We start from the raw sequence: 16,060 nt of genomic DNA, 5'->3' as shown, positions 1-16,060 counted from the left end.
GACATCCCATGCAGGTTTTCGTATCAGGCGCCACGGGGCGCGTCGGTGGCACGCTCGCGCGCGCCTTGCTGGAACGGGGCTGGCGCGTGCGCACGCTGGCGCTGCCGCAGGACCGCAACCTGGCGGCCACGCGCGACGCCGGCATCGACTGCGTGGTGGGCGACCTGGCCGACCTCCCCGTCGTACGCCAGGCCATGGAGGGCGCCGATGCGGTGTTCCACATGGCGGCTGCCATCTCGTTCCAGCCGCAGGCGCGCGACCTGATCTGGAGCGCCAACGTCGTGGGCACCTACAACGTGCTGCGCGCCGCTGCGGAGCAGTCCGCCAGGCGGCCGGTGCGCCTGGTGTTCGCGTCGAGCGATCAGGTCTACCCCACGCGCTTCGCGCGCTACCGGCCGACCGACGAACTGCACCCGCGCGAGCCCTACACCTTCTATGGGCTGAGCAAGCTGCTGGGCGAGGACATGGCCGCGTTCTACGCCCGTTCCGAGCCCAACCTGAAGATCAGCACGGCGGTGTTCTCGCACATCGAGGCTGCGCACGAGCTGCTGGACCCGAACGGCGAATATTCCAGCGCGGCGTTTTACGTGAACGGCCGCGTGCGCAGCCTGAAGGCCAGCAGCACGCACCATGCGGGCGCCACCAGCCAGGCCGAACTGCGCAGCATCCTGGACGTGCTGGAGCCGCTGGTCGCGCCCGACGAGCCGCTGCTACTGGCACGCGACGCCGACGGCAAGCCGCACACGCAGGAGCTGGTCGACGTGCGCGACATCGTGCAGGGCCTGCTGCTGATCCACGACAAGCCCGAGGCCATCGGCGAGACCTTCAACCTGGCGCCCGCCACGCCGGTCAGCCTGGCGGAGTTCATTCCCTATCTGGCCGAGGCCACCGGCCGGCGCTACGTCGAGGCGCGCATCCCCGTGGAGCTGGGCCGCACGCACGGCAGTGCGGCCAAGGCGCGCGCGCTGCTGGGCTATGCGCCGAAGTATTCGCTGTTCGACATGGTCGACGAAGCCGCCGGCAGGGGCGCTCTGTGAGCGACAGCCTGCGTTACGACGTCGCCGCTGTCCGCGCGTTCGCGCGCCAACTGTTCGAGGCGGCCGGTCTCGCGCCCGACAAGATCGACAGCGTGGTGCGCTCGCTGGTCACGGCCGACATGATGGGCCACACGACTCACGGGCTGGCCATCGCCCCCTGGTACCTGCAGGAGGCACACAGCGGCGCCATGGCGTTGCACGGCGAGCCCGAGGTGCTGTCCGACCGCGGCGCCTGTGTGGCCTGGAACGGCCGGCGCCTGCCGGGCGCCTGGCTCATCGACCGCGCGATCGACGTGGCGCTGGAGCGCATCGAGGCGCACGGCGTCGTCACCTGCACCATCGCGAACGGCTATCACACCGGTGCGCTGGCAACATACCTGCCGCGCCTGACCGAGCGCGGGCTGATGGTGGTTCTGGCCTGCTCGGGCCCAGCGCACAGCGGCGTTGCTCCTTTTGGCGGCACGCGCGGTTTGTTCACCCCCAACCCGCTGGCCGCCGGCATGCCCAGCGGCGGCGACCCTGTGCTGCTGGACATCAGCTGCTCCATCACCACCATCAAGCGTTCGACGCAGGTGGCCAAGGCCGGCGGCCGGCTCCCGGGCCAGTGGGTGATGGACGCACACGGCGAGCCCACGGACGACCCTGCCGTGCTGCTGCAAGGCGACGGCAGCCTGCTGCCCGTCGGCGGCCTGGACCATGGCCACAAGGGCTACGCCATGGCCTTGCTCGTCGAGTCGCTGACGCAGGGCCTGTCGGGCTACGGCCGCCGCGACGGCCCCACCGGCACTGTGATGAACACCTTCCTGCAGGTGCTGGATCCGGCGGCCTTCGGTGGCCGCTGCGCATTCACCGACGAGACCGACTGGCTGATCGAAGCCTGCCACGCCAATCCACCGCGCTCCGGCCTCGACCGCGTGCGCGTGCCCGGCGATCGGGCCATGGCGCGCCAGCGCAGGGCACTGGCCGAAGGTGTGGCGCTGGACCAGGCCATCCTCGACGGCTTGGCGCCATACGCCTCGGCCTGTGGCCTGCCGCTGCCGCAAGCCCTGAACCAGCGCGACACCCAGGCGGCCTGAATCCATTTCCCTTTCACCGACAACACGACCAGGAGACAAGACATGCACCACAGTCCCATACCCAACCTGCGCCGCACCTGGCTACAGGCCGCCCTCGCCTGCACGCTCGCCGGCGTCGCCTGGGCGCCAGCCCATGCCGACGCGCTGGACAGCATCGCCAAGAGCGGCGTGCTGCGCATCTCGATCGACCCGGCCGCGCCGCCCTACTCCGCCAAGGACGCCAAGCTCGCGTTCGCGGGATCGGAGGTCGAGGTCGCCGAACTTCTGGCCAAGGACCTGGGCTTCAAGCTGGAGATCGTGCCGACCAATCCGGCGAGCCGCATCCCGTACGTGCTGACCGACAAGACCGATCTGGTGATCTCCACGCTGTCGATCACGCCGGAACGCGAGAAGGTGATCGATTTCTCGGTGCCGTATTCCGGCATCCAGGTCATCGTGGGCGCACCGCGTGCCACGCCGCTGGCTCGCATGGACGACCTGGTGGGCCGCAAGGTGGCCGTGGTGCGCGGCAGCACCAACGACGCCGAGCTGACCAAGGCCGCCAAGCCCGGCACCGAGGTCGTGCGCTTCGACGACGATGCGACCGCCATCACCGCGGTGCTCAGCGGCCAGGCCGAGTTCTATTGCACGGCGCCCGCCCTGCTGGCCCCGGTCAACCAGCGCAGGCCGGAGCTGGCCATGGAGCCCAAGCTGGTGGTCAAGACCAACCTCACCGGCATCGGCATCCGCAAGAACGAGACACGCCTGAAGGCCCGCGTGGACGACTGGGTGCGCGAGAACCTGCGCAACGGCAAGCTCAATGCCATCTACCGCAAGCACCACAACGCCGACCTGTCGCCCGACGTCGCGCGCGCCGCAGGCGCCTGACACCCAACCCGAACCGACATCAAGGACACTGCCATGACCATGCGCCATTCCGGCCGCCTCCTCGGCGCCCTGTGCGCCGCCGCGTGCACCCTGTGGGCGCCTGCCGCCCTGGCCCAATCCGATACGCTCGCCAGAGTGCAGGAGAGCCGCAAGATCCGCATCGCGATCGACCTCAACGTACCACCCTGGTCGTACAAGAACGACAAGCTGGAGGTGACCGGCTCGGAAGCCGAGACCGCCCAGTTGCTGGCCAAGGACCTGGGCGCGGAGCTGGAGATCGTGACCACCAACGGCGCGAACCGTATTCCGCTGCTGATCACCAACCGCGCCGACATCGTGATCTCGGCCATGACCATCACGCCCGAGCGCCTGAAGACGATCGACTTCTCCATTCCGTACTCCGGCATCTCCACGTTCGTCGCCGCACCGAAGTCCATGGTCATCCGTACGCCGGCGGACCTGGCCGGCAAGCGCATCGCCGTCACGCGCGGCACCACCAACGACACCGACGTGACAAAGCTCGCGCCGCCCGGCGCCGAGATCGTGCGCTTCGAGGACGAGGCCACCACCATGACCGCCGTGGTCAGCGGCCAGATGGACGTGATCGCGCAGGCCACCACGCTGATCGCGCTGATCAACCAGAAGGCGCCCGCGCGCCAGCTGGAGCCCAAGCTGCCCTTGCAGGAATCCCTGTTCGGCGTCGGTCTCCGCAAAGGCGACACACGCATGAAGGAGTGGATCGACCGCTGGATCCAGGCGCAGCTCAAGAATGGCAAGCTGCAGGCGATCTACCGCAAGCACCAAGGCGCGGATCTGCCAGCGGCGGTGCTCAAGTCCGCTTCCTGAGCGCTGCCCCGCACGCCAGCGCAAGGGGTTTCGTCCCACCCAACGGGACGATCCAGGGCGACTCGGGTTAACCCTGAACGCCCTGAACACCGGGGTGCTCTTTAGCATTCCCGGCACGCGTCGTCCACCGCCTGTCCGGATGGTGGGACGCCCTCCCCTCGCACCATGAGCACTGCCTTCCTTCTTCTCCGCTGCCGGCCCCGCGCCACGCAGCGGCCTCACCCGAGGTCCACCCCTTGAACTACGAATTCGATTTCGGCGCTGTGCTGGCGTTCTGGCCGCTGTTCGCCGAAGGCGCCTGGGTCACGCTGCGGCTGGCCTTCTTTGCCACCGTCATCGGCTTTCTGTTCGGCACGCTGTGCGCGATCGCGCGCACGAGCGGGCCGACCTGGCTGCAACGCATCGTGGCCGGTTATGTGGAAGCCATCCGCAACACCCCGCTGCTGATCCAGAGCTACTTCCTGATCTTCGGCATGGCCAGCATCGGCCTGCGGCTGCCGATCCTGGTGGGCGCCACGATCGCCCTGGTGGTCAACATCGGCGCCTACACCACCGAGATCATGCGCGCGGGCATCGACTCGATCCAGCCGGGCCAGCTGGAGGCGGCGGAATGTCTGGGCTTGTCGCGCACGCAGGTCTACCTGCATGTGGTGCTGCGCCCGGCCATGGAGCGCGTGTACCCGTCGCTGGCCAGCCAGTACGTGCTGCTGATGCTGGCCTCCAGCATCCTGTCGTCGGTCGGGGTCGAGGAACTGTTCGGCATCTCCAACCGCGTGCAGAGCGACACCTTCCGCAACTTCGAGGTGTTCGTCGTGCTTGGCGTTGTGTACCTGGCGCTGTCGATGCTGCTGCGCGCGACCTTCTGGCTGCTGAACCTGGCGCTGTTCACGCGCCGGCGCAAGCTCGGCACGCCGATCTGAAGGAGCCCGCACCATGAACATGCAATACATCGGCTCGCTGCTGCAGGGCCTGTGGGGCACAGTGCTGCTGAGCCTGCTGACCTTCCTGTTCGGTGGCCTGTTTGGCCTGGTCATCGCGCTGGCGCGCATCTCGCCGCTGCGTGTGGTCGCCCGCGCCACGCAGGCCTACATCCAGTTCATGCAGGGCCTGCCGCTGCTGGTGCTGATGGGCCTGTGCTTCTACGGCCCCAGCCTGCTGGGCATGCAATCGGTCAATCCGCTGTTCGCGGCCACGCTGGCCATGACCTTCTACGCCGGCGCCTACCTGGGCGAGATCTGGCGCGGCTGCCTGGAGGCCGTGCCCAAGTCGCAGTGGGAGGCCGCCGAATGCCTGGGCCTGTCGCGCGGGCAGCGCATGCGGCTGGTGGTGCTGCCCCAGGGCCTGCGCCTGGCGACGCCGCCCACCGTGGGCTTCATGGTGCAGATCGTGAAGAACACGTCGGTCGCTTCGCTGGTGGTCGGCTTCACCGAGCTCTCCTACAACGCCAAGGTCCTCAACAACACCACGTTCCAGCCATTCCTGTACTTCGGGCTGGCCGGTCTTCTGTATTTCGCGGTCTGCTATCCCTTGTCCCGGCAGGCCCGCAAGCTCGAAAGGAAGCTCAATGTCAGCCGTCGTTGAACTCAAGGATATTCACAAGACCTTCGGAACCAACCATGTGCTGCGCGGGGTCAGCTTCGAGGTGGAGCGCGGCCAGGTCGCGGCCATCATCGGCCAGAGCGGCTCGGGCAAGAGCACGGCGCTGCGCTGCATGGACCGGCTGGAGACGATCGACGAGGGCGAACTGACGGTCTGCGGCCATGCGCTGCACGACCCGCGCCTGGACGTGAAGAGGCTGCGCCGCGACGTGGGCATCGTGTTCCAGAGCTACAACCTGTTCCCGCACCTGACGGTGGAGCAGAACGTGACGCTGGCGCCGCGCACGGTCAAGGGCATCAAGGCATCCGAGGCCCGCGAGATCGCCGCCGCGGTGCTGGCCAAGGTCGGCCTGCAGGAAAAGATGTCGGCCTACCCCGAGCAGCTCTCGGGCGGCCAGCAGCAGCGCGTGGCGATCGCCCGCAGCCTCGCGATGGAACCCAAGCTGATGCTGTTCGACGAGGTGACCTCCGCGCTCGATCCGCAGCTCACCGGCGAGGTGCTGCGCGTCATGGAGCAGTTGGCCAAGGATGGCATGACCATGGTGCTGGTCACGCACGAGATGGCCTTTGCGCGCAACGTGGCCCACAAGGTGATCTACATGCGCGACGGCAAGGTGCACGAGAGCGGCACCGCCGACATCCTGCGCAAGCCCTCCACGCCCGAGCTGGCGCAGTTCGTCAGCGCCGACGCCTGATTTCTACACAAGGAGCAACCGTGATTTCTCGGCGACACATTTTTCCCCTGGCGGCCCTCGGCGCGGCTTGCCTGCTGGCCGGTGCCCGGCCCGCCCACGCGCAGCAGGACACCCTCGCGGCTATCCGCCAAGCCAAGACCCTCAAGGTGGCCCTGGAGTTCGGCCGCCCGCCATGGGGATACAAGGACGACAAGCTCAAGATGACCGGCTCGGACATGGAGGCCGCCGAATTGCTGGCCACCGACCTGGGCGTGAAGCTGGAGATCGTCGAGGTGACGGGTCCCAACCGCATCCCCTTCCTGCAGACGCGCAAGGCCGACGTGGTGCTGTCGACCTTCTCGATCACGCCCGAGCGGCTCAAGGTGATCGATTTTTCGCAACCCTACGCCAGCGCTGTGCAGATCGTCGGCGCCCCGAGGAACGTGGTGCTCAAGAGCGAGGCCGACCTCAAGGGCAAGCGGGTGGGCGTCACACGCGCCACCACCGGCGACGTGGAACTGACCAAGAAGGCCAAGGACCTCGGCGTGGAGGTGCTGCGCTTCGACGACGAGTCGACCAACATGACGGCGCTGGCCAGCGGCCAGGTCGACATCGTGGTGCAGGAGCCGGCGACGCTGACGGCCGTGGCCGCGCGCAACCCGGCCCGCCAGATCGAGCCCAAGTTCATCTTCGCGCAGTTCCCGGTGGGCATCGGCCTGCGCAAGAACGACACGGAACTGAAGGCCTATCTCGACCGATGGGTCAAGGGCCACATGGCCGACGGCAAGCTGAACGCGATCTACCGCAAGTTCCACGGCACGGACCTGCCGACCGAACTCCTGAAAGGCGGCTGAAGCCGCCCGGCCGCTCCCTGTGTGCGGGAGCGGCCATGCTCACAGGGTCAGACGCGGTAGCGCGCCAGCACTTGCGCGTCGGGCACGAAGCCGTGGCCCGGCACCTGCGGAATGCGCACCGTGCCGCGCACCGGCAGCGGCGTGCCGCCCTCGGCCAGGTCGGCTCCAGGCTTCACGTACAGGTGCTCGAACAGCGGCTCGCCCGCCAGGCCCGCGCCGAGCTGCAGAGTGGCGAAGTAGCCGGGGCCGAAATACGGCGAATGCGGCATCACCGTCACACCCTGCGCCTCGGCCAGGGCCGCAACGGCCACGAACTCGGTGATGCCGCCGACCTTGATCACCGAGGGTTGGGCAAAGCGCACGGCGCCTGCTTCCAGCATGCGGGCGAACTCGTGGCGCGTGCAGGCGTTCTCGCCGGCGCCGAGCGGGAACGCACTGTTCAATTGCGCCTGGGTGCGGATGTCCTCCGGCGGAAACACCGGCTCCTCGACCCACATCGCATCCACCTCGCGCAGCACGGCGATACGCTCCCGGGCCTGCTCGGTCGACCAGGCGCAGTTGACGTCCACCGACAGGCCGATGCCCGGCCCGCTGGCGGCGCGGCCGGCACGGAGGATGTCGGGCTCGATCTCGTGCAGCTTGATGTAGCGGTAGCCCTGGGCAACGGCTTCGCGGCAGTACTTCTGCACCAGCTCGGCGTCGCCATAGCGCACCAGGCTCGCATAGGCCGGGATCTCGCTGCGCCGCGCGCCGCCCAGCAGGGCATGCAGCGGCTTGTCCTGCGCCTTGGCGGCGATGTCCCACAGCGCGATGTCGAAGCCGGAAATGGCGAACATCGTGATGCCGTAGCGGCCGAACAGGTGCAGCCGGCGCTGCAGCTCCAGCGTCAGCGCCTCGGGCGTGGCCGGCAGCTCGCGTCCCTGCAGCAAGGGCGCGACCATGCTGCGCGCGGCCGCCGCCACCGCGGCGCGGCAGGAATACGCAAAGCACTCGCCCCAGCCGACAAGGCCGGTGTCCGTCTCGACGCGCACCAGCACGAACTCGAGCGAGTCCCAGCGGCCCGGCGTGATGCCCAGGCCGCTGCCGCCGTCGTCGAACGGAATGACCGCCTCGATGACTTCGATGTGCGCGATCTTCATGCGGCGCTCCTCGTGCGCGGCAGCAGCCGATCGGTGTCGCCTTCGTATTCGGATTGCGAAAACTGGCCGCCCAGCGTCAGCTCGGCCGCGGCGAGCGCCGCGGCGCTGCCGGGCGTGGGCAGCGGATCGTCACGCAGCACCTGTTCGTCCCAGCCCTCGGAGCTGTCCTGCGGCACATAGCCCAGTGCGTAGGCCGTGGCGTTGTCGTAGTGGCGGCCCTCGGCGTCGGAAATGCCGTAGACGATGTCGAAGCCGATGTCCGGATGCTCGATGCCGATGGCCACCAGCTGGCCCAGGTCGCGCCAGCTGAGCCAGCTGCCCAGGCGGCGCCGGTCGATCGGCCGCGTGTTGACATTGCCGATGCGCACTGCCAGCACCTGCATGCCGTACTTGTAGGCGTACAGCGCGCCGAGGGACTCGCCGAAGGCCTTGCCCACGGCGTAGCGGCTGTCGGGCCGCAGGATGGCGGTGTCCCCCATGCGCGGTCCGTGCGGCGCGCGCGGGTGCAGGCCCACCACGTGGTGTGAGCTGGCGTAGACGACGCGGCGCACGCCGGCATCGCGCGCGGCATCGAACACGCTGATGCAACCCTCGACGCTGAGCTTGACCTGCTCGGGCCAGGGGGCGTCGGTGGTGCAGGCCGCCAAGTGCACGACGGCGTCGCAGCCGCGCAGCTGCTGTGTCATGGCCGCCTGGTCGGTGATGTCGACGACGGCAGCTTCCTCATGGGCCGCGATGTCCTGGATCGGCTTGATGTCCAGCGACAGCACGCGGTAGCCGCGCTTGAGCAGTTGCGCGCGCAGGCCGGTTCCGACCAGTCCTGCGGCGCCCGTGATGGCAATACGTTTCATACTTGAAAAGGTCTCGGTTGAGCCCGCGTCGCGGGGTGTCGCAATTGTCGAACGCAGCTGTCCATGCCGGAGAGCGCCGCGCACTCGGCTCCGCCAGCTGTACCAGATGGCGGGACGCACACGCCACCGTCCGCCTAACGCGCAGCTTGTGCTACCGCAGCGGGCAGGTCGATGCCTTGATTCTTCTTGAACACTGCAGCCAGTTTGCCATTGGCCATGTTGGTCCTCACCCATTGGTCGACCCATTCCTTGAGCCGCGCCTCGTTCTTGCGCATGCCGATGCCGTGCAGGTTGTTGCGCAGCACGATCTTGGTCTCCAGCGCCTTCGCCGGATTGCGCTTGTTGACGGTCTCGTTGAGGGTGACCGATTGCGCGACGATGTCCACCTGGCCGCTCAGCACCGCGGTCAGCGTGGTCGCCTCGTCCTCGAAACGCACGATCTCCACGTCCTTCGGAGCGGCGGCGGTCAAGTCGGTGTCCATCGAGGTACCGCGCGCGACGCCGACGCGTTTGCCGGAGAGATCGGCCATGGTCTTGATGGCCATGCCGCGCGGCGCAGAGACCGCGGTGGTCGTGCCCGAGTACGGCAGCGAGAAGTCGATGACCTTCTGCCGCTCGGCGGTAATCGTCATCGCAGCCACCACGATGTCCGCCTTGTCAGTGATCAGCTGCGGAATGCGGTTGGCGCCATTGGTCGACACAATCTCCAGCGTCACGCCGAGATCCTCAGCCAGCATCTTGGCAGTCTCGTATTCGGATCCGCTCATCTCGAGCTTGTCGTTCTTGAACGACCAGGGCGGAATGCTGGGGTCGAGCGCAATGCGGATCTTCTTGGCTTGCTGGATGCGTGCCAGTGTGTCGCTTTGCGCGTGGGCAGCTGTACTGCCAAATGCCAGCGTGCCTGCAAGGCAGGCGCTGACGATGGTGAAAGTGCGTCGGTCGATCATGGTGTCTCCTGTGGATGCGCGATCGGGGCGACTGACGACGCCCTGCGGCCCGCTGATGCTAGGAGGCCCGCGCGGCCGCGGCGTACGGCCCCGCGGGCGCAATGGCCGAAAATCCCCACCCGCTGGGACGCGGCGGCGGTGGCGGCAGACTCAGGGCTGCTTGCCGAACTCCTGCGTCTCGGTCGTCCACTTCAGTGCCTGCTCGCTCAGGCTGAAGCCCAGGCCCGGGCGGTCCGACAGGTGCATGCGCCCGTCCTTCAGGTGCATCTGCTCGTTGAACATCGGGCCCAGCCATTCGAAGTGTTCGAGCCAGGGCTCGATCGGGTAGGCTGCGGCCAGGTGCAGGTGGATTTCCATCGCGAAGTGTGGTGCCAGTTTGCGCCCCTTGAAAGCCGCCAGGTTCATGATCTGCAGGAAGGGCGTGATGCCGCCCACGCGCGGCGCGTCGGGCTGGATGAAGTCGCTGCCCTCGGCCATGATGAGCTGCGCGTGCTCGCCGAAACTGGTGAGCATCTCGCCGGTGGCGATGGCGGTGTCGAAATGCGCGGCGAGCTGGGCGTGACCCTCGAAGTCGTACGCGTCGAGCGGTTCCTCGATCCAAGTCAGGTCGAAGCCTTCGAACGCGCGGCAGGCACGCGTGGCCTTCTGCCGATCCCATTGCTGGTTGGCATCGACCATCAGCGGGAACGAATCGCCGAGCAGCTTGCGCACTTCGCCCACGCGCTGGATGTCGATGGCCAGGTCGGGCTGGCCCACCTTGAGCTTGATGCCGCCGATGCCGCTCTCGCGCGAGATGGCCACGTTCTTGAGCACCTGGTCGAGCGGCGTGTGCAGGTAGCCGCCCGAGGTGTTGTAGCACTGCACCGAGTCGCGCTCGGCGCCCAGCAGTTTGGCCAGCGGCAGTTTCGCGCGCTTGGCCTTCAAGTCCCACAGCGCGATGTCGAAGGGGGCGATGGCCTGCGTCGTGAGGCCGCTGCGGCCCATGCTGGCGCCGGCCCACAGCAGCTTGGTGAACAGGCGCGAGATGTCGTTCGGGTCTTCGCCGATCAGGTTCGACGCGAGCTCCTTGGCATGCGCGTACATGCCGGGGCCGCCCGCGCGCTTGGAGTAGCCGAAGCCGATGCCTTCATGGCCGTCGCGCGTGCGGATCTCGGCAAAGATGAAGGCGATTTCGGTCAGCGGCTTCTGGCGACCGGTGAGCACCTTGGCATCGCTCACCGGCGTGGCCAGCGGCAGGTAGGTCAGCGAGAGCTTGATCCAGTCGATGCGGTCGGCCGCATCGGCCGCGGTGCGCGCGCCTTCAGCCACCTTGGCATAGGAAACGATGTTGGATTCGACGGCTTTCATACGGTCACTTTCGGAAATGGGAACAAGGAAGAAAAGGGAAAGGCGCGAGGTTCATTCGAGCTTGATGCCGGCCTTCTGCACCACCTGCGTCCAGCGCGCGGTCTCGTCCTGCACGAAGCGTGTGTAGTCGACCGAGCGCGAGGCCACCACCACGAAGCCATTGGCTTCCAGCTTGGCACGCACGGCCGAGTCTGCAAAGCCCTTGACCATGGCGGCTTCGAGCTTGTCGACGACGGCCTTCGGCGTGCCCTTGGGCGCCGACAGGCCGGTCCACGACACGGCGCTGAAACCGGGGTAGCCCGACTCGGCCACCGTGGGCACGTCGGGGAACAGCGGGTTGCGCTGCGCGCTGGTGACGGCCAAGGCGCGCAGCTTGCCGGCCTTGATGTGCGGCAGCACCGAATCCTGGTTGGTGAACATGCCGGGGATCTGGTCGGCCAGCACGTCGTTGAGCGCGGGTGCGCTGCCCTTGTACGGAATGCCCACCATGTCGAGCCCCGCCACCTGCTTGAGGTACTCGGTGGTGACGTGGCCGGACGAGGCGTTGACCTGCCCGTAGCTGAACTTGCCCGGGTTGGCCTTGACCCATGCGATGAACTCCTTGAAGTTCTTCGCCGGGAACGATGGGTTCACCACCAGCACGTTGGGCCCGGCCGCAAGCTGCGACACGTGGACGAAGTCGCGGTTCGAGTCGTACGGCGGCCTGGGCGAGAAGCCGTGGATGATCGCGTTGCTGCCGATGCCCGACAGCAGCAGCGTGTAGCCGTCGCCCGGCGCCTTGGCCGCCTGCTCGGTGCCGATGGCGCCGCCCGCCCCGCCCTTGTTGTCGACGATGAACGGCTGCTTGAGCTGCCGCCCGAGCACCTCGGCAATCAGTCGGCCCATGATGTCGCTGGTGCCGCCCGCGGGGAACGGCACGATGAGCTTCACCGGGCGCGATGGGTAGTCATCCTGGGCGTGGGCTGCGCCGGCCAGCAGGCCGGCGACGGCCAGGGCGGCAAGAAGGGTTCTGCGGAACATGTGGGTTGTCTCCTGTGCGCTGGGTTCGCTTGTTGGATGCTTGTTTATGGAAGCGCTTTCATTTTGGCTTTCACAAGAGCTTTTACAACCCTTGTCGATCACCCCTCATTCAGAATAGTCCCACAGCATGGGACGCGGCGGACCGAGCTGATAGCGCTTTCATTTCAAGAAGTTTCTACTGCCTCACAAGGCTATGATCGACGGCGTTTCGCCATGCCCGTTCCCAAGACCCACATTTCCGAAGAGACCTCGCCACCTGGCACCGCCCGCATGAGCGACGTGGCGCGCGAAGCCGGCGTGTCGCTGGTCACCGTCTCGCGCGCCATCAACACCCCCGACAAGCTCGCACCCGACACGCTGGCCGCCGTGCGCGCGGCCATCGAGCGGCTGGGCTACGTGCCCAACCTCATGGCGGGAAGTCTGGCGTCAAACCGCTCTCGCATCGTGGCGGCGATCGTGCCGACCATTTCAAATCTCGTGTTCTCCGAGACCCTTGAGGCGCTCGCGCAGACGCTGGCCGACGGGGGTTACCAACTGCTGTTGGGCCAGAGTGCATACCGTCCCGGCGACGAAGCCGCGCTGGTCGACACCTTTCTCGGCCGCCGCGTCGACGGGCTGGTGCTCACCGGCATCGCGCAACCGAGCGCGTTGCGGCTCAAGCTGCGCCGCGCGGGCGTGCCTGTAGTGCAGACCTGGGACCTGCCCGCCGCAGGTGACGAGGCGCCGATCGACATGCTGGTCGGGTTCTCGAACGTCGATGCGGGACGCGCTGCCGCCAGGCACCTGCTCGCGCGCGGGCATCGCGCGCTGGCTTTCATCGGCGCCGAGGAAGAGCGTTCGCGCCTGCGGCTCGAAGGCTTCCGCGCCGAGGCCGCGGTGCGGGGCGCAGGCGAGGTACCGGCAGAACTCATTCGCCCGCCTGTGCAGATCGATAACGCAGGCCCGCGGCTCGCGCAACTGTTGGCGCGGCGCCCCGACATCACGGCGGTGTTCTGCAACAACGACCTGTTGGCCGCAGGCCTGCTCTTCGAGTGCCATCAGCGCGGCTGGAGCGTGCCCGGGCGCATCGCGGTGATAGGCTTCGGCGACATGCCCATCGCGCGGGCCGCGTCCCCGCGCCTGTCCACCGTTCGCATTCGCCGCGTCGAGATGGGCGAACGCGCAGGCCAGATGCTGCTCGCGCGGCTGGCCGGTGAAGACCCTGGCGCGCGGCAGGTGGATATCGGCTTCGAAGTGATCGTGCGAAGCAGCACGTGAAGTGTCCGGTTGACGGCATCAACCAGTCCAAGTCTTCTGCCGCATTCTTTAACGGTCAGATCGGTGAGGCAGCACATGGATCCCGAGTCCGTCGTCGACCACCCGGCGTGCGCCACGCTAGAGTTCCTTTAGGCGCATGGTCCGCATCATCTCCCTGCGCACAGGCTGCTGCATGGTGTGCCCTTGCGCCGATGGCAAGATGCCGCGGGGGAATCGAGCACGATGACGCGGTAGATCATCTTCGATGGACCTCAGCAGTCAGTCCGCGACATCGGCAACGGTCTCATAGCCGCCAATGTAAATGACGTCGACCTTGGAGCGAGCGACGGAGAGTCCATGCACGACAAATGACTGTACTTGGCCCGCGCACTCACGGTGGTACGCGTTGCGAACTGACGACCGTCTAGCCACGCAATGCAAACTGATCCGATGTTTTGACGCGGAGCGATACGCCTATCGCAGGAACCGAGACTCTTGCGACTTGATCGCCGCTGTCCCCTGGAGCCTGAAGATCTCGTCGACGGAAACGATGTCAGCGTGCACATTCTGAACACCGCCATCGCGGACAATCCGACGGAAGGCATCTTGCATCGCAGTCACCGAAGCGCGGATACCGTAGTTGCCGTAGATGACCATTCGGACGTTGCTAAGCGCGCGGATGCGGGGGGCGGAAAGCTCGGGATAGGCGTTGGGAACGATCGTGAGGGGTATCGAGCCATTCCAGGCCCGCGAAAAGCTCTCGATCTCCGAAGGGTCCTTCTTCTTGGAGTGAATCAGGATCATGTCGGCCCCGGCCTCCGCGTATGCGCTTGCGCGCTTCAGGGCCTCCTCCTCGCCAAGACCGGCGATCAGTGCCTCGGTGCGGGCAATGACCAGAAAATCCGGGTCGCGGCGCGTGTTCACAGCGGCCTCGATCTTGCCCTGGAACTCTTCCATCCGCAGCAGCTCCTGTCGCCCGCCGGGCGCGAGGCTGCTGACCTTGGGGAAGGTCTTGTCTTCGATCACCACGGCGCTGGCCCCGGCACGCTCGTACTCGCCGATGGCATGGATCGTGTTGATCGCATTGCCGTAGCCCGTGTCGATGTCGGCGACGATAGGCAACGACGACCGCCCGGCGATGGCCCGCAACATGTCTAGATGTTGCGTCATCGAGATGAGGCTCATGTCGGCGAGCCCGTACAACGCAGAGAGTTCGAAGCCCGAGGCCCAGAGCCCGTCGAAGCCTGCCTCTTCAGCCAGAATTGCAGAAAGAGGACTGTGGGCAGCCATCACATGGACGAGGCCTTGCTCGGCCATGCGATCGCGCAATTGTCTGGCTTTGCTCATCGGGCACCTCCCTGAGAAAGAGCCTGGCACGCCAGGACAAGGCGGTCGCACGCCTGCCTCAGCTCGGACAGCGACGCCGCGAACGAGATCCGGACATAGGGGGAGGCCATGAAGCCGCTGCCGGGCACCACGGCGACACCGAAGTCCTCCAGCAGGTACATGGCGAAATCCGCATCGCTTTCGATCGTCTTGCCCTTGCGGGTCACGCGACCGATCAGTTCCGCGCAGGAGACGAAGATGTAGAAGGCGCCGTCGGGAACGCTGCAATTCAGGCCTGGCGCCTGGGCGATTCTCTCGACGACGAAATCCCGGCGCGCGCGGAAATCCGCGACGAAGTCGGCCACGTAGGACTGATCGCCCGCGATGGCTTCGATGGCGGCATGCTGGGAGATCGAGCTGGTGTGCGACGAGGTTTGGCTCGTGATCGTGTTCATCGCCTGGATCAACGGGCGCGGTCCGACCCCGTAGCCCAGCCGCCAACCCGTCATGGCGCTGCTCTTGGAAACACCGTTGACGATCAGCGTCCGCGGCAAGAGATCCGGCGCAACCTCCGCCATCGTGACGAACGGGACGTCATAGACCAACTTCTCGTAGATGTCGTCCGCCAGAACATGCACATGGGGATGATCGCGCAGGACTTCGGCCAGCGCACCGAGTTCGGATCTGGAATACACCGCGCCAGTCGGATTGTTCGGCGAATTCAGCATGAACCACTTGGTACGCGGCGTGATCGCTGCCTGGAGGTCCCGGGGCTGGAGCTTGAACCCGTGAACCTCCTCGCAGGCGACCAGCACGGGTTCGCCCCCCGCGAGCCTGACCATGTCGGGATAGGACACCCAGCACGGCGTGGGAATGATGACTTCGTCCAGCGGGTCCAGACTGGCGAAAAGCGCGTTGAAGACAACCTGCTTGGCGCCACAACCGACGGAGATCTGGTCGATGTCGTAGTCAAGTCCGCTGTCGCGCCGGAATTTGTCGCGGATGGCTTCGCGCAACCCTTTGACGCCGGCAACCGGCGTGTAGCGCGTCTTGCCGCCGTGAATGGCCGCGATGCCCGCGGTGCGGATCGCTTCGGGCGTGTCGAAGTCGGGTTCGCCCTGGCTAAGCGTGATGATGTCGACCCCTTGCTCACGCAATGCGAGTGCCTTGGCGGTCATGACTTTGGTCTGGGAGGGGCGGATGGCATTCAGCCTTTGGGCAAGTAGCGGCAACGGTGGATCC

Annotated in this window: 16 protein-coding genes; 9 read left to right on the top strand and 7 right to left on the bottom strand. The window is 66.8% G+C overall.

The features are described from left to right. Positions 1-8: 8 nt before the first annotated feature. The 8 genes from IB278_RS16030 to IB278_RS15995 all read left to right on the top strand — a co-directional run bounded on the left by IB278_RS16030 (position 9) and on the right by IB278_RS15995 (position 6,952). Positions 9-1,037, top strand: a complete 1,029-nt coding sequence (locus tag IB278_RS16030; protein ID WP_192324089.1) for an NAD-dependent epimerase/dehydratase family protein — start codon at positions 9-11, stop codon at positions 1,035-1,037. Further along, positions 1,034-2,113 carry an Ldh family oxidoreductase gene (locus IB278_RS16025; protein WP_192324088.1) on the top strand — a complete coding sequence of 360 codons (1,080 nt, stop codon included), beginning with the start codon at positions 1,034-1,036 and terminating at the stop codon, positions 2,111-2,113. Before IB278_RS16030 ends, IB278_RS16025 begins: the two co-directional genes overlap by 4 nt. A 42-nt stretch (positions 2,114-2,155) precedes the next feature. After that, positions 2,156-2,980, top strand: a complete 825-nt coding sequence (locus tag IB278_RS16020; RefSeq protein ID WP_192324087.1) for a transporter substrate-binding domain-containing protein — start codon at positions 2,156-2,158, stop codon at positions 2,978-2,980. 33 nt (positions 2,981-3,013) lie between these two features. Beyond that, a complete protein-coding gene (locus IB278_RS16015; protein WP_225612942.1) occupies positions 3,014-3,826 on the top strand; it encodes a transporter substrate-binding domain-containing protein in 813 nt (270 codons plus the stop codon). A 236-nt stretch (positions 3,827-4,062) separates the two neighbouring features. After that, on the top strand, positions 4,063-4,746 hold the full coding sequence (locus IB278_RS16010) for an amino acid ABC transporter permease (RefSeq protein ID WP_192324086.1): 684 nt from the start codon (positions 4,063-4,065) through the stop codon (positions 4,744-4,746). A gap of 13 nt (positions 4,747-4,759) precedes the next feature. After that, positions 4,760-5,407 (top strand): amino acid ABC transporter permease, encoded by a 648-nt coding sequence (locus IB278_RS16005; protein ID WP_192324085.1) that lies wholly within the window; start codon positions 4,760-4,762, stop codon positions 5,405-5,407. Then, entirely contained in the window at positions 5,391-6,119 is a 729-nt protein-coding gene (locus tag IB278_RS16000; protein ID WP_192324084.1) for an amino acid ABC transporter ATP-binding protein, read from the top strand. The genes IB278_RS16005 and IB278_RS16000 overlap by 17 nt, the downstream gene beginning before the upstream one ends. Before the next feature lie 20 nt (positions 6,120-6,139). Then, positions 6,140-6,952 (top strand): transporter substrate-binding domain-containing protein, encoded by an 813-nt coding sequence (locus tag IB278_RS15995; RefSeq protein ID WP_192324083.1) that lies wholly within the window; start codon positions 6,140-6,142, stop codon positions 6,950-6,952. Between the two features lie 47 nt (positions 6,953-6,999). On the opposite strand, the gene IB278_RS15990 is transcribed toward IB278_RS15995, so the two are convergent. The 5 genes from IB278_RS15990 to IB278_RS15970 all read right to left on the bottom strand — a co-directional run bounded on the left by IB278_RS15990 (position 7,000) and on the right by IB278_RS15970 (position 12,256). Beyond that, a complete protein-coding gene (locus tag IB278_RS15990) occupies positions 7,000-8,091 on the bottom strand; it encodes a mandelate racemase/muconate lactonizing enzyme family protein (RefSeq protein WP_192324082.1) in 1,092 nt (363 codons plus the stop codon). After that, on the bottom strand, positions 8,088-8,942 hold the full coding sequence (locus IB278_RS15985) for an NAD-dependent epimerase/dehydratase family protein (RefSeq protein WP_192324081.1): 855 nt from the start codon (positions 8,940-8,942) through the stop codon (positions 8,088-8,090). The genes IB278_RS15990 and IB278_RS15985 overlap by 4 nt, the downstream gene beginning before the upstream one ends. Positions 8,943-9,076: 134 nt before the next feature. Then, positions 9,077-9,889 (bottom strand): transporter substrate-binding domain-containing protein, encoded by an 813-nt coding sequence (locus IB278_RS15980; protein WP_192324080.1) that lies wholly within the window; start codon positions 9,887-9,889, stop codon positions 9,077-9,079. Between the two features lie 150 nt (positions 9,890-10,039). Then, the gene (locus IB278_RS15975) at positions 10,040-11,236 is read right to left on the bottom strand and encodes an L-talarate/galactarate dehydratase (RefSeq protein ID WP_192324079.1); all 1,197 of its coding nucleotides are present in this window, start codon (positions 11,234-11,236) and stop codon (positions 10,040-10,042) included. Between the two features lie 51 nt (positions 11,237-11,287). Beyond that, a complete protein-coding gene (locus IB278_RS15970) occupies positions 11,288-12,256 on the bottom strand; it encodes a Bug family tripartite tricarboxylate transporter substrate binding protein (RefSeq protein WP_192324078.1) in 969 nt (322 codons plus the stop codon). Positions 12,257-12,469: 213 nt separating this feature from the next. Here IB278_RS15970 and IB278_RS15965 point away from each other — a divergent pair, with 213 nt between their 5' ends. Beyond that, positions 12,470-13,513 carry a LacI family DNA-binding transcriptional regulator gene (locus IB278_RS15965; RefSeq protein ID WP_192324077.1) on the top strand — a complete coding sequence of 348 codons (1,044 nt, stop codon included), beginning with the start codon at positions 12,470-12,472 and terminating at the stop codon, positions 13,511-13,513. A 453-nt stretch (positions 13,514-13,966) separates the two neighbouring features. Here IB278_RS15965 and IB278_RS15960 read toward each other — a convergent pair whose 3' ends face one another. After that, a complete protein-coding gene (locus IB278_RS15960) occupies positions 13,967-14,839 on the bottom strand; it encodes an isocitrate lyase/phosphoenolpyruvate mutase family protein (RefSeq protein ID WP_192324076.1) in 873 nt (290 codons plus the stop codon). After that, positions 14,836-15,996, bottom strand: coding sequence for a pyridoxal phosphate-dependent aminotransferase (locus IB278_RS15955; protein WP_192324075.1), 1,161 nt, complete (start codon positions 15,994-15,996; stop codon positions 14,836-14,838). The genes IB278_RS15960 and IB278_RS15955 overlap by 4 nt, the downstream gene beginning before the upstream one ends. Positions 15,997-16,060: the final 64 nt, after the last annotated feature.

The sequence above is a fragment of the Variovorax sp. VRV01 genome, from assembly GCF_014852545.1.
Taxonomy (GTDB): domain Bacteria; phylum Pseudomonadota; class Gammaproteobacteria; order Burkholderiales; family Burkholderiaceae_C; genus Variovorax; species Variovorax beijingensis_A.
Note: the sequence above shows the minus strand (reverse complement) of the source record. Positions and strands in the feature narration are given on the sequence as shown.

Bases quoted from the DNA above. Each gene is read 5' to 3' on its own strand.
- IB278_RS16020 (WP_192324087.1), top strand. From the start codon at position 2,156: ATGCACCACAGTCCCATACCCAACCTGCGCCGCACCTGGCTACAGGCC.
- IB278_RS15955 (WP_192324075.1), bottom strand. From the start codon at position 15,996: ATGACCGCCAAGGCACTCGCATTGCGTGAGCAAGGGGTCGACATCATC.
- IB278_RS16030 (WP_192324089.1), top strand. From the start codon at position 9: ATGCAGGTTTTCGTATCAGGCGCCACGGGGCGCGTCGGTGGCACGCTC.
- IB278_RS15960 (WP_192324076.1), bottom strand. From the start codon at position 14,839: ATGAGCAAAGCCAGACAATTGCGCGATCGCATGGCCGAGCAAGGCCTC.
- IB278_RS16015 (WP_225612942.1), top strand. From the start codon at position 3,014: ATGACCATGCGCCATTCCGGCCGCCTCCTCGGCGCCCTGTGCGCCGCC.
- IB278_RS15965 (WP_192324077.1), top strand. From the start codon at position 12,470: ATGCCCGTTCCCAAGACCCACATTTCCGAAGAGACCTCGCCACCTGGC.
- IB278_RS15970 (WP_192324078.1), bottom strand. From the start codon at position 12,256: ATGTTCCGCAGAACCCTTCTTGCCGCCCTGGCCGTCGCCGGCCTGCTG.
- IB278_RS16000 (WP_192324084.1), top strand. From the start codon at position 5,391: ATGTCAGCCGTCGTTGAACTCAAGGATATTCACAAGACCTTCGGAACC.
- IB278_RS15990 (WP_192324082.1), bottom strand. From the start codon at position 8,091: ATGAAGATCGCGCACATCGAAGTCATCGAGGCGGTCATTCCGTTCGAC.
- IB278_RS15980 (WP_192324080.1), bottom strand. From the start codon at position 9,889: ATGATCGACCGACGCACTTTCACCATCGTCAGCGCCTGCCTTGCAGGC.
- IB278_RS16005 (WP_192324085.1), top strand. From the start codon at position 4,760: ATGAACATGCAATACATCGGCTCGCTGCTGCAGGGCCTGTGGGGCACA.
- IB278_RS15985 (WP_192324081.1), bottom strand. From the start codon at position 8,942: ATGAAACGTATTGCCATCACGGGCGCCGCAGGACTGGTCGGAACCGGC.
- IB278_RS15975 (WP_192324079.1), bottom strand. From the start codon at position 11,236: ATGAAAGCCGTCGAATCCAACATCGTTTCCTATGCCAAGGTGGCTGAA.